The 15,648-nt window shown below is 63.4% G+C and carries 16 protein-coding genes; 10 read left to right on the top strand and 6 right to left on the bottom strand.

Annotated features, from left to right (window positions below; all coding sequences use genetic code 11):
• Positions 1–151 precede the first annotated feature (151 nt).
• Both ACFHWW_RS14940 and ACFHWW_RS14935 read left to right on the top strand, forming a co-directional pair.
• Positions 152–1,624, top strand: a complete 1,473-nt coding sequence (locus tag ACFHWW_RS14940; protein ID WP_379938968.1) for a YdiU family protein — start codon at positions 152–154, stop codon at positions 1,622–1,624.
• A 231-nt stretch (positions 1,625–1,855) separates the two neighbouring features.
• Entirely contained in the window at positions 1,856–4,189 is a 2,334-nt protein-coding gene (locus tag ACFHWW_RS14935) for a glucose/quinate/shikimate family membrane-bound PQQ-dependent dehydrogenase (protein WP_324763090.1), read from the top strand.
• Between the two features lie 122 nt (positions 4,190–4,311).
• On the opposite strand, the gene bla is transcribed toward ACFHWW_RS14935, so the two are convergent.
• Positions 4,312–5,202, bottom strand: coding sequence for a class A beta-lactamase (gene bla / locus ACFHWW_RS14930; protein WP_379938966.1), 891 nt, complete (start codon positions 5,200–5,202; stop codon positions 4,312–4,314).
• Between the two features lie 289 nt (positions 5,203–5,491).
• Here bla and ACFHWW_RS14925 point away from each other — a divergent pair, with 289 nt between their 5' ends.
• Both ACFHWW_RS14925 and ACFHWW_RS14920 read left to right on the top strand, forming a co-directional pair.
• A complete protein-coding gene (locus tag ACFHWW_RS14925; RefSeq protein WP_018094518.1) occupies positions 5,492–5,905 on the top strand; it encodes a helix-turn-helix domain-containing protein in 414 nt (137 codons plus the stop codon).
• 189 nt (positions 5,906–6,094) lie between these two features.
• Complete coding sequence (locus ACFHWW_RS14920) at positions 6,095–6,598, top strand: GNAT family N-acetyltransferase (protein ID WP_100674527.1); 504 nt, start codon at positions 6,095–6,097, stop codon at positions 6,596–6,598.
• A gap of 23 nt (positions 6,599–6,621) precedes the next feature.
• Here ACFHWW_RS14920 and ACFHWW_RS14915 read toward each other — a convergent pair whose 3' ends face one another.
• The 3 genes from ACFHWW_RS14915 to ACFHWW_RS14905 all read right to left on the bottom strand — a co-directional run bounded on the left by ACFHWW_RS14915 (position 6,622) and on the right by ACFHWW_RS14905 (position 8,948).
• The gene (locus ACFHWW_RS14915; protein WP_379938964.1) at positions 6,622–7,536 is read right to left on the bottom strand and encodes a c-type cytochrome; all 915 of its coding nucleotides are present in this window, start codon (positions 7,534–7,536) and stop codon (positions 6,622–6,624) included.
• Positions 7,537–7,658: 122 nt separating this feature from the next.
• On the bottom strand, positions 7,659–8,105 hold the full coding sequence (locus ACFHWW_RS14910) for a cytochrome c (RefSeq protein ID WP_013844129.1): 447 nt from the start codon (positions 8,103–8,105) through the stop codon (positions 7,659–7,661).
• Positions 8,106–8,309: 204 nt separating this feature from the next.
• The gene (locus ACFHWW_RS14905) at positions 8,310–8,948 is read right to left on the bottom strand and encodes a LysE family translocator (protein WP_379938962.1); all 639 of its coding nucleotides are present in this window, start codon (positions 8,946–8,948) and stop codon (positions 8,310–8,312) included.
• Between the two features lie 127 nt (positions 8,949–9,075).
• Here ACFHWW_RS14905 and ACFHWW_RS14900 point away from each other — a divergent pair, with 127 nt between their 5' ends.
• Positions 9,076–9,789 (top strand): YafY family protein, encoded by a 714-nt coding sequence (locus ACFHWW_RS14900; protein WP_275596592.1) that lies wholly within the window; start codon positions 9,076–9,078, stop codon positions 9,787–9,789.
• 93 nt (positions 9,790–9,882) lie between these two features.
• Here ACFHWW_RS14900 and ACFHWW_RS14895 read toward each other — a convergent pair whose 3' ends face one another.
• On the bottom strand, positions 9,883–10,485 hold the full coding sequence (locus ACFHWW_RS14895; protein ID WP_018094513.1) for a superoxide dismutase: 603 nt from the start codon (positions 10,483–10,485) through the stop codon (positions 9,883–9,885).
• A 231-nt stretch (positions 10,486–10,716) separates the two neighbouring features.
• Here ACFHWW_RS14895 and ACFHWW_RS14890 point away from each other — a divergent pair, with 231 nt between their 5' ends.
• Entirely contained in the window at positions 10,717–11,127 is a 411-nt protein-coding gene (locus ACFHWW_RS14890) for a VOC family protein (RefSeq protein ID WP_100674532.1), read from the top strand.
• Positions 11,128–11,203: 76 nt separating this feature from the next.
• Here the strand turns inward: ACFHWW_RS14890 and ACFHWW_RS14885 are convergent, their stop codons facing one another.
• Positions 11,204–12,085, bottom strand: coding sequence for a branched-chain amino acid aminotransferase (locus ACFHWW_RS14885; protein WP_379938959.1), 882 nt, complete (start codon positions 12,083–12,085; stop codon positions 11,204–11,206).
• Between the two features lie 152 nt (positions 12,086–12,237).
• On the opposite strand from ACFHWW_RS14885, the gene ACFHWW_RS14880 reads away from it, so the two are divergent.
• From ACFHWW_RS14880 to tam, 4 genes are all read left to right on the top strand, one after another.
• On the top strand, positions 12,238–13,278 hold the full coding sequence (locus tag ACFHWW_RS14880) for a zinc-dependent alcohol dehydrogenase family protein (protein ID WP_379938957.1): 1,041 nt from the start codon (positions 12,238–12,240) through the stop codon (positions 13,276–13,278).
• A gap of 67 nt (positions 13,279–13,345) precedes the next feature.
• Positions 13,346–13,897, top strand: a complete 552-nt coding sequence (locus ACFHWW_RS14875; RefSeq protein WP_379938955.1) for a phosphatase — start codon at positions 13,346–13,348, stop codon at positions 13,895–13,897.
• 180 nt (positions 13,898–14,077) lie between these two features.
• Positions 14,078–14,740, top strand: coding sequence for a haloacid dehalogenase type II (locus tag ACFHWW_RS14870; RefSeq protein WP_100674536.1), 663 nt, complete (start codon positions 14,078–14,080; stop codon positions 14,738–14,740).
• 13 nt (positions 14,741–14,753) lie between these two features.
• The gene (gene tam, locus ACFHWW_RS14865) at positions 14,754–15,527 is read left to right on the top strand and encodes a trans-aconitate 2-methyltransferase (protein ID WP_338278570.1); all 774 of its coding nucleotides are present in this window, start codon (positions 14,754–14,756) and stop codon (positions 15,525–15,527) included.
• The last annotated feature ends 121 nt before the right edge of the window (positions 15,528–15,648 follow it).

Here is a 15,648-nt window from a genome sequence, read left to right as displayed (position 1 = left end):
GGACGAAGGAGCGAGGGGGCTCATATAGGCGTCCAGGCCGAAACCTCGCGAAAAGCGCGAGGCTCGTGTAGACTTGCTGCGAAAGGGCGGCCGACTTTCGGCGTGCCGCTGTATCGCGATGAGTCCCGTTCCAACGCAGCCAATTTCAAAGATGACCGCATTCCGCTTCGACAACAGCTACGCCCGGCTGCCGGCCAATTTCTACGCCCGTGTGGAGCCGACGCCGGTCGCGGAACCGTGGCTGATCAAGCTCAACCGACCGCTGGCCGTCGAGCTTGGGCTCGACTCCGAAGCGCTCGAACGCGACGGCGCGGCGATCTTTTCGGGTAATCTCGTCCCCGAAGGTGCCGAACCGCTCGCCATGGCCTATGCGGGCCACCAGTTCGGCGCTTTCGTGCCGCAGCTCGGCGACGGACGTGCCATCCTGCTCGGAGAGGTGACCGACGCCGGCGGACGGCGACGCGATATCCAGCTCAAGGGAGCCGGCCAGACACCCTACTCCCGCCGCGGCGACGGACGGGCGGCGCTCGGGCCTGTCCTACGCGAATATATCGTCAGCGAGGCGATGCACGCGCTCGGCGTGCCGACGACCCGTGCCCTGGCTGCCACGGTTACGGGTCAGCCCGTCTACCGCGAACAGATCCTGCCGGGCGCCGTCTTCACCCGGGTCGCGGCAAGCCACATTCGTGTCGGCACGTTCCAGTTCTTCGCGGCACGCGGCGACATGGAGTCGATAAGGACTCTCGCGGATTATGTGATCGACCGTCATTATCCGGAGCTGAAGAAGGATGAGAAACCCTATCTCGCGCTCTTCAAGGCGGTCGCGGCGCGTCAGGCTGCACTGATCGCGCGCTGGCTGCATGTCGGCTTCATCCATGGGGTGATGAATACCGACAATATGACGATTTCGGGCGAAACGATCGATTTCGGCCCCTGTGCCTTCATGGACGTTTACGATTCGAAAACGGTGTTCAGTTCGATCGATCAGTTCGGCCGTTATGCCTATGCCAACCAGCCGGCGATCGGTCAGTGGAACCTCGCCCGCCTCGCCGAGACGCTGGTGACGCTGTTCGATCCCGTGGCGGACACGGCCGTGAACCTCGCCAACGACGCTCTTGGCGAATACGGGAGTATCTTCCAGAACCATTGGCTCGGCGGCATGCGGCGCAAGATCGGCCTGTTCACGGACGAAGACGAGGATCTCGACCTCGTTCAGTCGCTGCTGACGCTCATGCAGAACGGGAAAGCCGATTTCACTCTCACCTTCCGCCGGCTGGCGGCATCCGCGGAAAACGCGGCCGCCGATACGGAGCTTGCAAGCCTCTTCGAAGAACCGCAGGCACTCTCACCCTGGCTCGGGGATTGGCGCCGAAGGCTCGAACGCGAACCGCAGCCGGCGAGCGAACGCGCTGCCGCGATGCGCGCCGTCAATCCCGCCTTCATTCCGCGCAACCACCGGGTGGAACAGGCGATCGATGCGGCAACGGAAGACGCGGATTTCTCGCTCTTCGAAGCGCTCGTCGAGGTGACCTCCCGTCCCTATGAGGACCAGCCGGGCCGCGAAGCCTACGCCGCGCCACCCAAGCCGGGCGAGGAAGTGCTCCAAACCTTCTGCGGCACCTGACACTCCCTGTCGATCGTCATGCGACCATGCGCCGACAATCTCGGTCTCCGTCGGATTGTGGCCATTGAAAGGCACGCGTTTTGCGTTAACTTCGAAATAGCGCACCGACCGGGCTCCGCACGGAGCCGCGCCTTCGTCGTCGGCAATGCGCGTTCTCCTCCAGGCCCGGCCGGGCCTGCCCGCGGAATCAGTCGTGTCCACGGCACGTCCTCAACTCGGGAGTTCTACTTGATGCTCATCGTCCTGACCGCCATCGTCTTTGCCGTGATCGGCCTCGCCCTCGGTGCGGGCGGAACGCGGCTCCTGCTGCTCGGCGGCAGCCCTTACTACCTCGTCGCTGGCCTGGGCTTTCTGCTCACCGCGTTTCTGCTCTTTCGCCGACGCGCCGCCGCGCTCTGGGTCTATGCGCTGGTCGTCCTGGGCTCGCTTGCCTGGGCGGTCTGGGAGGTGGGATTCGATTGGTGGCAGCTCGGGCCTCGCGGCGGCGTGATTATCCTGCTCGGGCTGTGGTTGCTCACACCCTGGATACGGCGCCCCCTCGGCTTCGTCAGCCCCACGGGCGAGCAATACGGCGCGCGCGCCTGGCCGCTCGCCCTGGCCAGCCTTCTATCGATCGGCGTTGCGCTGTTTTCGATGACACAGAACCCCCACGACATCAGGGGCGATCTGCCGGGCGAGGTCGTGGCAAACCCGAATCTCGGGGGCAACGTGCCGCCGGGCGAATGGCACCAATACGGGCGCACGCCCTTCGGCCAGCGTTATTCCCCGCTCGACCAGATCCGCCCGGAGAACGTCTCGAACCTCCAGGTGGCATGGCAATATCAGACCGGTGACGTGAAGCTGCCGGAGGACGTCAGCGAAACCACCTACCAGGTGACGCCGCTGAAGGTGAAGGACACGCTCTATGTCTGCACACCGCACAACTGGGCGATCGCGCTCGACGCCGCCACCGGCCAGGAGAAGTGGAAGTACGATTCGAATTCCGGCATGAACCCGGACCGTCAGCACCAGACCTGCCGCGGTGTCACCTATTGGGCCGATCCGGCCGCGGCGCCCGGCAGCCCCTGCGCCGAACGGGTGTATCTGCCGACGTCCGACGCCCGCCTGATCGCGCTCGACGCGACGAATGGAGAGGTGTGCACCAGCTTCGCCGACAACGGGGTCCTGCATCTGGAGCAGGGCATGAAGTACAACCCGGCCGGTTATTACTATTCGACCTCGCCGCCGGTCGCCGTCGGCGACAAGATCATCATCGGCGGTGCCGTCAACGACAACTATTCGACCATGGAGCAGTCGGGCGTGATCCGCGCCTTCAACATCAACACCGGCGCCCTCATCTGGAACTGGGACAGCGGAAATCCGGACGTGACGACGCCGCTGCCTCCGGGTGAAACCTACACCACCAATTCGCCAAACAGCTGGTCGGTCTTCAGCTATGACGAGGGGCTCGGCCTCGTCTACATTCCCATGGGCAACCAGGTACCCGACCAGCTCGGCATGGGACGCAGCGAGCATGTGGAGAAATATTCCTCCTCCATCGTCGCCCTCGACATCAACACGGGCGCGGTTCGCTGGGTGCGCCAGACGGTGCATCACGACCTCTGGGACATGGACGTGCCCGCGCAACCCGCCCTGCTCGACATCACGAGAGAGGACGGGACCGTCGTGCCGGCACTCGTCGGACCGACCAAGCAGGGCGACATCTATGTGCTCGACCGGCGAAACGGGGAGCCGATTATCCCGATCGAGGAAGTACCCGCGCCCGGCGGCGCGATCCCCGAGGATTTCACTGCGCCTACCCAGCCGGTCTCGGGCCTCACCTTCATGCCCCCGCCGCTCATGGAGCGCGACATGTGGGGGATCAGCATGTTCGACCAGCTTGCGTGCCGTATCGAATTCAGATCGCTGAAATACGAGGGGCGCTACACGCCGCCTTCCCTCGAGGGAACGATCGTCTATCCCGGCAATTTCGGGACTTTCAACTGGGGCTCGGTCGCCGTGGATCCGGAACGCCAGGTGATGTTCGGGATGCCGACCTATCTCGCCTTCACCTCGCGGCTCGTTCCGCGCGACCAGATCGCCCCGAAGGGCGAGGGCGAAAAAGGTAGCGAACAGGGCCTCAACCGCAATGAAGGCGCACCTTACGGGGTCTTTATGGGTCCGTTCCTCGGCCCGCTCGGGATTCCCTGCCAGGCCCCGCCATGGGGCTATGTCGCAGGCGCCGATCTCAGAACCGGCAAGATCGCCTACAAGCACAAGAACGGCACGGTCTACGACATGACGCCGCTGCCGCTGCCCTTCAAGCTGGGCGTACCGGGCATCGGGGGGCCCATGATAACCAAGGGCGGTCTCGCTTTCCTGGGTGCCGCGGTCGACAATTACTTCCGGGCTTACGACCTGACCACGGGTGAGCAGCTCTGGGAAGCGCGGCTTCCTGCCGGCGGCCAGTCGACGCCGATGACCTATACGGTCGGCGACAAACAATATGTGCTCATCGTTGCGGGCGGACACGGTTCGGTCGGCACCAAGCCGGGCGACTATGTCATCGCCTATACGCTGCCCTGACGCACGAACCGGAATGCGCGCGCCCGCATGGGCGTCCGGAGGACTGCAACTCATCTCTGTGCTTGTCACAGAGATGAGGCGATCAAACAAGCGGCGGCGGGCGGCCGGAATCTCAACAGGCCTCAGGCCATGCCGGCGACGATACTGCCGATATCGGCGAAGACAGGGTTCAGGTCGTCGAGCGGCGCCTCGGCCTCGCCCATGTAGACGCAGATCAGGATCGGACCACGGCCCTGCGGCCAGGCGACGGCGATATCCGAAACGGCACCGGTCATACTCGTTCCCGTCTTGTCTCCGATCCGCCAGTCCTTGGGCAGGCCCGCCCGTAGCCGCGCATCGCCGGTCTTGTTCGCAACCAGCCAGTCGATGAGCTGCTGGCGCCCTTCTTGCGAGAGGACCGGACCCAGGACCAATTTCCCGAGCGTGTCGAGCATGGCGGCCGGTGTGGTGGTGTCGCGCGGATCGCCCTTCCTGGCCTCGTTCAGCTCGGGCTCCGTTCGGTCGAGCCGCGTGGTCTCGTCGCCGATCGAGCGCAGCCAGGACGTCAGGCCCTCGGGACCCCCGAAGCTTTCGAGCAGCAGGTTGCCGGCGGCATTGTCGCTGATGGTGATCGCCGCCTCGCAGAGTTCCGCGACCGTCATGCCGTTGCCACCCACATGCTTTTCCGTCACCGGCGAGTGAGGCAGCAGGACCTCCCTGCCGAAGGTGATCCGCCGGTCGAGCTTTTCCTTCCCGCGATCGACGCGTGCGAGCGCGCAAGCTGCCGCAAGCGCCTTGAAGGTCGAACACATGGCGAAACGCTCGGCCTCCCGGTGCCCGAACGAGATGTTGGTCTCGGTGTCGAGCACGGCAACCCCGAGGCGTCCGCCGGTGCGCTCTTCAAGCCGGCGAAGCCGTTCCGTGACGTCTTCCTCCGCCCCACCGGCCGCAAGCGCGGGCGTTCCGAGCACGAATGCCGGATAGAGCATGGCCGACGCGGCCAGCATTGCTCGGCGGGTAATGTGCAAAGGCATGTCTTCCTCCGTCTGTGGGGCTCAAGCGCCGAGACATAGCTAAATTATTGATCTGAAATATTATTCCTGTCGATTCCGACGGTCGAATCGCTAAGGGGCGATTGCGGCGGGCTTGTGCCCGAAGCTGCGCTCTTCGACACGGAACGAACCCCAGATGCCGCTTTCAAGGCTTGATCGAGGGCAGGTCCCTGTCCATATAAAGCTCTAGAGACTAGAGGATAGGAAAGCGGTGTGACGATTTCCGTCCGGAAACACGCAGTTTCAAAATGTTGGAGCACTGGGCCATCGCATGTACACGATCGGCGACCTTTCCCGTCGGACGGGCGTAAAAATCCCGACCATCCGCTATTACGAGCAGATGGGTCTGCTCGCGGCGCCGGAGCGCTCGGAGGGCAATCAGCGGCGCTATGAAAAGCACGAGCTCGAAAGGCTCGCCTTCATCCGCCACGCGCGCGACCTCGGACTTTCGATTGAGGCGATCCGGGACCTTCTGGCATTGAGCGAGCATCCGGAACGCCCTTGCGGCGAGGCGGACCGCATCGCGACCGAGCATCTTGCCTCCGTGCGGGAAAAAATCGCCCGGCTCAGAAGGCTGGAGCATGAGCTCGAGCGCATCGTCGCCTGCCATGGCGATCACACGATCGGCGATTGCCATGTGATCCGCGCGCTTGCCGACCACTCGCTGTGCGGAAAAGAGCATTGAAATTCCTCGTTGACAAATTCCGGGATTTGGACAATCTACGCGCATGATCAAGAACGCGCCCATTTCCAGCGTATATTTTTGGCTGTTCCGATAGGAGCGGCCTGCTGATCATATTCAACAAGGCCGCCATCAGGCGGCTTTTGTTTTTCACGGCACCTGATGGCGGAAGAGAACCATTAGGAGCCGAGAATGCTGCAGACCGTCACCCCTACCCTTCAGCCCGTTCCGTCGGCCCGTGCGCCGATGGTGACGATCCGTTGCGCCAAGCCACGTGATCTCGCCGAATTGCGCGAGATGGTCGCCGAGCTTGCCGCCCATCACGGCGATGCCGCAACCGTCACGCCCGAACAGCTCGAGCGGGATCTCTTCGGACGCACGCCCTGGATCACGGCGCTGGTCGCCGAAGCCGGCGGCGCGTTGATCGGCTATGCCGTTCTCGTCCCGCAATACCGGGCGGCCGAAGGTGCCCGCGGCATGGAAATGCACCACCTCTTCGTCCGCCCCGGTCACCGCGGCACCGGCATCGGGCGCCACCTCGTGGCCAAGGCTCGCGAGCAGGCGAAAATGGCGGGCTGCGACTACCTCTCGGTCAGTGCCGCCACCGGAAACTTCCAGGCGCACCGTTTCTACGAGTCCGAGCGTTTCGTACCGCGCCCGGTAACCGGCATGCGCTACCTGCAGAGACTCGGGTGACGGAGGCCGCGGGTCGCTCCGGTTTACAGCGCCGGCAGCGCCTTGAGATAGGCCGCGATCGCATCGCGGTCGGAGGCCGGCAGCTCCGCCATGTTCTTCTGGACCTCGACCATCGAGCCGCCGACCGTGTCGAAATCCGGCGTGAAGCCGGTTTCGAGATAGGAGGCGATGTCGGACGCACTCCAGCCCCCGATGCTTTTCGAAGACGGGGTGATGTCGGGAATTCGGCCTTCGCCTTCGGGATTGGGTGCGCCGGTGAGCCACCGGCCCTCCTCGAAACCGCCAAGCGCATCGCGCGGCGTGTGACATTCGCCGCAATGACCAGGGCCTTCCACGAGGTATTGCCCGCGGGCGAGCTTGGTGTCGGCGGTATTGACCTGAGTACGCGGCTCAGCGTTGAGATACAGCAGCTTCCATGCTCCGAGCGCCTGGCGGACATTGTAGGGGAATGCCAGGTCGTGCGGAGGTGTCGCGTTGCCGCTCTTCGGCAGCGTCTGCATGAAGCCCCAAAGGTCGTTCACGTCCTTCGCGGTCATCCGGATATAGGAGCCGTAGGGGAAGGAGGGATAGAGATGCTCGCCGTCCTTTCCGACGCCGCGGGTCATCGCGTCGCCGAACTCCGCAAGCGTCCAGTTGCCGATGCCAACGGTTTCATCGGGGGAGATGTTGGGCGGATAAAAGGTGCCGAAAGGGCTCTTCAGGGTGCGGCCGCCGGCAAGCACGAGCCTCTGGTCGTCCTTGGCGCCCGGAGCGGCGTGGCAGCTGACACAGCCGCCGGCCCAGAAGATCTGTTCGCCATTGGCGAGATCGGGCTCGCCGAGCCCCTCCCAATGAGCGCCGTCCCAGCGATCGGGCTTGGTCAGCCACCAGGCGAGACTCCCTCCCGCCACCACCAGCAGGACCAGACCAGAAAGCAGATACCTCGCGCGCCGGCCCATGGGCTCCTCTTGAAATCACGAATGCGGATGACAACGGCCGGAGGGCTTTTCGACCTGATTGCGGAGAGATCGCGCCGGCGAACCGGCGCGGTTCAAATCGGGTTGGAAGAACCGTCTGATCGTCAATTCTTCTTCAGGCGGTAGGTCTCGTGACAGCTGCTGCAGTCCTTTCCCAGAATGCCGAGCGCGGCGCCGACACCGGCCTGATCTGCCGGCAATTGGGCAAGGATCTTTTCTGCGTCACCGCCGAGCTTGGCGGCCTTTTCCTTGAAGTCCTCCATGTTCTCCCAGATTTTCGGACTTGCTTCGGTTTCCATTCCCGTTTCGGAGCCGGCCGGGAAGTGATTCGGGAAAACCTTCACCGTCTCGCTTATCGTCGCCAGAGATGCTTTGACGATCTCGGCGTCATAAGGCTTTTCACCCTTGGCGATGCCGCTGAGTTCGCCCGTGGCCTTTCCCACCTTTTTCATCAGCTGCTGACGCACCGCCTGCGGCTCGTCGGCCGCCGTCACGGCGGTCACGCCCAGGCCCGCCAGGGCTGCGGCAAGCATAAGAGCTCGTATCTTCATCATGTTCTCCGGTCTGACCCGCTTCCGCGGCGTGGTGTTCAAGCGCCGGCATGATGGCATTTTGGGTTTTCTACGGAAGTAACTTTTTTTTGATGTGCTTATCGATTCAGCACAATTCACCACGCAATACCTGGCCGCGTGGCGACGCCTTCAGATATTCAAATATGATTACAGAACTCATCTTTATACTTGTTCGACGGCGTCTCAAACAGCCCCGCTCCAGCCATGCCATACCGTTAAGATGGCGATGACGACGAGGAGGAGACCGGCGAGCCGGCCGATGGTGACCGTGGCACCGGGGCTGCCCACGAGGAAATCACGCCCGCGGCCGGCGGCAAGTGCAAGCCCGCCATAGACCGCAAGCTGCGTCAGCGCGATCATCACGGCCATGACAGCCGCCTGGGACCACACCGGGCCGAACTGCGGCTTGAGGAACTGCGGGTAGACCGCAAGCATGAAGAGATAGGCCTTGGGATTCATCAGGCTCGTCAGGGCGCCGTGCCGAAAACTCGCCCAACGCGACAGCCGTGCCCCTCCTTCGACGCCGCTGATGGTGATGGAACTGCGCAGGAGCGAAAAACCGATCCAGGCGATATAGGCCGCGCCGGCAGCGAGCAGCAGGTTGAAGAGGTGGGGCACCAGATGCAGGACGACGCTGACGCCAAGGGCTGCATAGAGCGTGTGCAGCACGCCGCCTGCCACGATTCCGGCCGTTGCCGAAAGCCCGGAAGCGCGCCCGCCGGTCATCGCATTGGCGAGGACGAAAACCATGTCCATGCCGGGAACGATGATGATGCCGAAGAGCAGGGTGAAAAAGAGCCAGAGGTTTTCCGCATAGGTCATGTCAGTTGCTCATCCGATTTCCGTGATATACCAGGAGCGGATTGTTTAGTTTCAACCCGTTGGCGCGTGTTATATCTCTCTCCTACTGACAAGGTCGTGTCAGGAGTGAGCAGGTAGAGGCCGCTTCATGCGCAAGGCGTCGCGTCTTTTCGAAATCATCCAGATGCTGCGGCTCGCCCGTACACCGGTGACGGCGGCGCAAATCGCCGACGCCCTGGAGGTGACGCCCCGCTCGATCTACCGGGATATTGCCGCCCTGCAGGCGATGCGCGTGCCGATCGAGGGCGAGCGTGGCATCGGCTATATCCTGAGGCCCGGCTTTGACCTGCCGCCGCTGATGTTCTCGATCGAGGAGACGGAGGCGATCGTGCTGGCGCTTGCGCTTCTGGCTCGCACGGGCGACGAGGAGCTGAAGGCGGCGGCACGGCGCGTCAATCAGAAGATCACCGGCGCCGTGCCGGAACCGCTGCGCAAGGCCTTCCAGTCACAGGCGCTTCACGCCTGGGGCACGATCGCCTCGCCGCCGCCGGCGGTGGACTTGGCCATGATCCGGCGGACGATCCGTGACGAACAGAAGCTGGTGCTGGACTATCGCGACGAGCTCGGGCGCGCGACCGAGCGCACAGTACTCCCGCTTGCGCTGATCTATTATTCCGAACACGCGATGATGGTCGCGTGGTGCGAATTGCGGCAGGATATCCGCAACTTCCGCGCCGACCGCGTTGAACACTGCGAACCCGCCGACGCCTATTTCCGCGGCGAAGGCAACCGGCTGAGGCAGATGTGGATTGCGGGATGGCAGGCGAATGCGGTTCGGCCGCTCGAGGCGGCGGACGGGTAGAAAACCGTGACGAGATGGCCGCTGAAAACCGCCCCTCAAAACGAAAGGCCCGGCGCAAGCGCCGGGCCGATTTCCCGCTGGTAGAAGCAGCGCTTACTTTGCAGCCGCTTCGTACAGCTCGAGGACGTAATCCCAGTTGATGAGATTGTCGACGAAGGCTTCCAGGTATTTCGGACGCGCGTTGCGGTAGTCGATGTAATAGGAATGTTCCCACACATCGACGCCGAGGATCGGGGTTGCGCCGTGGACGAGCGGATTTTCGCCGTTCGGGGTCTTGGAGATTTCCAGCTTGCCGTTCTTAACGGAAAGCCAGGCCCAGCCCGAGCCGAACTGACCTGCGCCGGCAGCAATGAAATCGGCGCGGAACTTGTCGTAGCCGCCAAGGTCCGATTTGACCGCCGCATCGAGCTTGCCGGGCAGGCTGGTGCCGCCGCCGCCCTTCTTCATCCACTTCCAGAAGTGAACGTGGTTGTAGTGCTGGCCGGCATTGTTGAACAACGGCTGGTTGGTGCCGTAGGATTTCTTGACGATATCTTCCAGCGAAAGATCGGAAAGACCGGCTTCCTCGGCGAGCTTGTTGCCGTTCGTCACGTAAGCGAGGTGGTGCTTGTCGTGATGGTATTCGAGCGTTTCGCGCGACATGTACGGCGCAAGCGCATCGTAGTCATAGGGAAGGTTCGGCAATTCGAAAGCCATTGTGGCATCTCCTCTTGGCATGGATTTCGTCGGGGAAATCTGTCAGCGGAACATAGGCACCCCCTTGCAGGGAGGCAACCGATGCAGCGCCAAAATTTCGCTAACCCACGCAAAATACTTTCATTGCTTTCGTGACTTCCGCCTTCGCGCGCAAGCGCCTCGACGCGCCGCCTTGCGGTCCTATCTTACGTTATCGAGCGCATGTGCCCAACCGTGCCACAGGAGAAGACGATGGAATTTCACCAGGGACGGCTCATCGACCATGTGCATCTTCGCGTCGGGGACCTCAGGGCGAGCAAGCGGTTCTATCAGGCGGTGCTCGGCGCGCTTGGCCACCAGCCGACCTACGAGACCGACGAGTTCTTTGCGTTCGACGAGTTCTTCGTCGACGCGGCGGAGGATTACCGCACCCGCGTCCACCTCGCATTCCAGGCCTCAGGCCCCGATGCGGTGCAGCGGTTCTACGATGCCGGACTGGCCAATGGCGGCACCGACAATGGACCGCCCGGAGAGCGAAGCTACCATCCGGGCTATTATGCCGCGTTTCTCCTCGACCCGGACGGCAACAATGTCGAAGCGGTCTATCACGGACCGAACACGCGCTCGTCCGCCGATGTGGTCGTCCGTCCGCTTGAACCGTGACCTTCGAAGAGCGACTGGCGATGCCTCGCGCGTTCAGGGCGGCGGAGAAATAGCGGCCGGCTAAACTGAGAGGAAATCACTTCCCTCCGGTCGCGTGCGCCCAGTCCAGATAGAGATCGCGCGCCTTCGCCGCGACCGGACCGGCCTGCAATTCGCGCTGCTCGAGGCGGGTGACAGGCAGCACCTTGGAATAGTTGCCCGAGGTGAAGATTTCGTCGGCCCCTTCGAAATCGGCCATGGTCAAGCTGGTTTCGATCACTTCGAGGCCTGCCTCCCTGAGAAGGGCCATCACGCGCGAGCGGGTGATGCCGGCGAGGAAGGTCCGGTTGGCGGCCGGCGTGAAGACGACGCCACCCTTCACCATGAAGATATTCGAGGAGCCGGTCTCCGCGATGTTGCCGAGCATGTCGCGCACCAGCGCATTGTCGAAGCCGCGCGAACGTGCCTCGTTGAGGATGCGGGCGTTGTTGGGATAGAGGCAACCGGCCTTGGCATCGGTCGGCATGCATTCGAGCGTCGGCCGGCGGAAGGGAGAGAGCGTCAGCGACGAGCCGGCACGGCCATTGCCCATCGGCGCCTCGAAAAGGCAAAGCGCGAAGCGTGTCGATTCAGGATCCACCGCAACGACGCTCCAGGACCCGTGCTCGCCCCAATACATGGGCTTCACATAGACCGCCGTCTCGCCGTCGAACTTCTTCACGCCTTCCCAGGTCAGTCCCTCGATCTCCTCGGCCGACATCGTTGGCCTGAGACCCAGAGCCTCGGCGGAGCGGTTGACGCGCCGGCAATGGAGGTCGAGGTCCGGCGCGATGCCGTCGAACCAGCGGGCGCCGTCGAATACGGTCGAACCGAGCCACATCGCATGGGATGTCGGGCCGATCAGCGGCGGGTTGCCGGCAAGCCATTCGCCGTCGACAAAGGTCCAGGTGGTGGATCGTGGGGATGTATCGACGGCCATCGGTGCCTCCTTCTTTCTTCACGCACTTCCGCTCTAGCCGGAAAAAGCAGCATGAGGGTGAATGGGTACATCAAAAAATGTCATGGCGTCCATTCTGGAGCCCTCCCGGGCGACGTGTCAGAATGATGAAAACGCCCAAGGGAGAGATCTCGATGAAAGCGATGTATTACGATGCCTTCGAGAAGATGCCGGAGATCCGGACGCTTCCCGATCTGGCGCCGACCGAGAACGGGGTCGTCATAAAGATCGAGGCGACCGGCCTTTGCCGCAGCGACTGGCACGGCTGGATGGGGCACGACCCGGACATTCGCCTTCCGCATGTGCCGGGCCACGAACTGGCAGGCACGATCGCGGCGACCGGGCGCGGGGTCCTCCGCTACAGGATCGGCGACCGGGTGACGGTACCCTTCGTTTCCGGTTGCGGCCGCTGCTTCGAATGCAGCTCCGGCAACAGCCAGGTCTGCGAAGCGCAGTTTCAACCGGGTTTCACCCACTGGGGCTCGTTTGCGGAATATGTGGCGATCGACTTTGCCGAGCAGAACCTCGTGCATCTGCCCGAGAACATGGATTTCGCAACGGCGGCGAGCCTCGGCTGCCGCTTCGCAACCTCTTTCCGTGCTGTCGTCGACCAGGCCCGCGTCAAGGGCGGCGAGTGGGTGGCTGTGCACGGCTGCGGCGGTGTCGGCCTCTCCGCAATCATGATCGCCGCGGCACTCGGCGCCAACCCCATCGCCATCGACATCTCGGAGGAGAAGCTCGCCTTCGCCCGGACGCTCGGGGCGGTCGCCACCATCGACGGCCGCGAGACGGAGGACGTCGCGGGAGCTGTCAGGGAACTCACCCGAGGTGGCGCCCACGTCTCGCTCGATGCGCTCGGCTCGCCCGTTACCTGCTTCAACTCGATCAAAAATCTGCGCCGCCGCGGCCGGCACGTCCAGGTCGGGCTTATGCTGGCGGAGCACGCGACGCCGCAGATTCCGATGGCGCAAGTGATCGGCCATGAACTCGAGATCTATGGAAGCCACGGGATGCAGGCCTGGCGTTACGACGCGATGCTGGCAATGATCACCGCCGGGAAACTGAACCCGAAGCAGTTGATCGGCCGTGAGATATCGCTCGAAGAGGCGGCGCCGGCGCTTGCTGCGATGGACCGGGCGACAGACCTCGGCATCAGTGTCATCACGCGGTTCTGACCGGATTTCGGTTGCGTGCCGGCGCTGCTATTCTGCCGGCAATCCGAGACGAATCAGGAGGCACGTCATGGCTCTTGCGGTTCAGGCTATCGAGAGCGCCTGTTATCGGCCCGTACTCGACGCGAATCCGGCGCATCCGAACGGCTGGCCGGTGCGCCTCATCGTGAGCTCGCAAACCGAGGCGCGGCACAATCGCGCGTTATGGGCGCCGACGCATCTCGTCTCCATCCGAGCGCCAGCGACGCGTCTGCTTTCGATGATCGACCTGCCGCCGGAGCGGCATCTGGAACTCCGCTTCGGCGACACCATCGACCCGGATGCGCCGGATGCCGCGCGTCCGGCGGCCATCGAGGCGACATTTGACTTCATCGACAGCCTGCCCGGAGAGGCGCACCTGCTGGTTCACTGCCTCAGAGGCATCGGACGTTCGACGGCGCTGACCCTCGGCGTTCTGGCGCGCTATCTGGGACCGGAGGAGGCTGCGGCAGCGCTTCACGCGCTGCGCCCGGAGGCGAAACCGAACCGGCACGTGCTCGGCCTTTGCGACGCGGCCCTCGGCCTCAAGGGCAAACTTGCGAAACAGGCGCTGCGTTTCCCGGCAAAGGTTTGGAAAGATTGAACGAAGGCGGGCGACGAAGACATTGTGCGGCGCACAAAGTTTTGACATGATGCGCGCAAAAGAATGCTGAGGCACAGCGTCTCCGACGCAGTGCCTCAAGCCCCTGCCCGGCGGCTACTCGCGCAAAATGGTGAAAACCTCCGGCGCGCCGCCCGGACGGTGGATAGACGGGAGAACTCGATGTCTTACGCCGCCTATGTCTTCGATGCCTATGGCACGCTTTTCGACGTGCATGCGGCCGTACGCCGGCATGCCGATGCGATCGGGCCGGACGGCCAGGCCTTTTCGGAACTCTGGCGCGCCAAGCAGCTCGAATACTCCTGGGTGCGCTCGCTCATGGGCGCCTATGTCGACTTCTGGGAATTGACCGAGCAGTCGCTCGACTACGCCTTTCAGCGCTTCCCCTCAGCCGATCCCGGGCTCAAAAAGCCGCTTCTCGATGCCTATTGGGCGCTCGACTGTTATCCGGAAGTTCCCGCGGTCCTCAAGGGATTGAAGGAACGTGGCGCCCGCATCGCCATTCTTTCCAACGGTTCGCCGGCCATGTTGGCCTCGGCCGTCAAGAACGCCGCACTCGATATCATCATCGACGACGTTTTCTCGGTCGATGCCGTCAAGGCGTTCAAGACGGCACCGGCTGTCTACGACCTGGTGACGACGAGCTACCGGCTCTATCCGCAGGCGGTCTCGTTCCAGTCCTCGAACCGGTGGGATATCGCCGGCGCCACGAAATTCGGCTTTCGCACCGTCTGGATCAACCGGGCCGACGGGCCGGATGAATACAAGGACCATGGTCCTTCGCTGATCCTCCCCTCGCTCGAAAGCCTGCAATTCGGCGTATGAAGGAGCCCCGCCCATGGCCTGGTCTGCAGCGCAATATGCCAAGTTCGAGGACGAACGGACGCGTCCGGCGCGCGACCTGCTGGCGCAGGTACCCGATCTGCCCGCCGGTCCGGCCTTCGACCTCGGCTGCGGCCCGGGCAATTCGACCGAGTTGATCCTCGAACGATTTCCGGGCAGCCCGCTCACCGGCATCGACAGCGACGATGACATGCTTTCGGCCGCCCGCACCCGCCTGCCGGACCTTCGCTTCGAAAAAGGCGACCTCGCCGCCTGGGCGCCGCCCGCGGAAAGCGCGCTCTTCTTTGCCAATGCGGTCTTCCAGTGGCTACCGGAGCACGTCACGCTTTTCGAGCGGCTCATACTGGCGCTTGCGCCCGGCGGAACGCTTGCTGTGCAGATGCCCGACAACCTCGATGAATCGTCGCATCTTCTGATGGAGGAAACGGCAGAGGAGGCCGCCTTCGCCCCGGCCTTCGCGGGCCGCACCATTCGGCGCAGGTCCCTCCCCTCACCGGCTACCTATGTCGAAAGGCTCACCTCGAAGGAGGTCCGCGTCGACGTCTGGCACACCGTCTACTACCACCAGCTCGCAAATGCGAACGCGATCGTCGAATGGGTGAAGGGCACGGGATTACGCCCCTATCTGGACGCGCTGCCCACCACTCAGCGGGCGGGCTATCTCGCCGCCTATGCCGAAAAGATCAGGAAGGCCTATCCGGCGATGAAAAACGGGCGCGTGCTCCTGCGTTTCCCGCGGCTTTTCATCGTGGCGACAAAAAATCGCTAGAGCGGGAGTGCATGCGGGTTCTCGCCGGCTCCGGCAGGCGCGGCCCTGTCTTCCGGACAAGCTTGAAGGCGCGCCTTGCGCGGACAAGTATAGGAGATCGCGCTTCGGCCCGCCGGGCGCT

The organism is Sinorhizobium sp. P24N7, assembly GCF_042436655.1.
Classification (GTDB): Bacteria; Pseudomonadota; Alphaproteobacteria; order Rhizobiales; family Rhizobiaceae; genus Sinorhizobium; species Sinorhizobium meliloti_A.
Note: the sequence above shows the minus strand (reverse complement) of the source record. Positions and strands in the feature narration are given on the sequence as shown.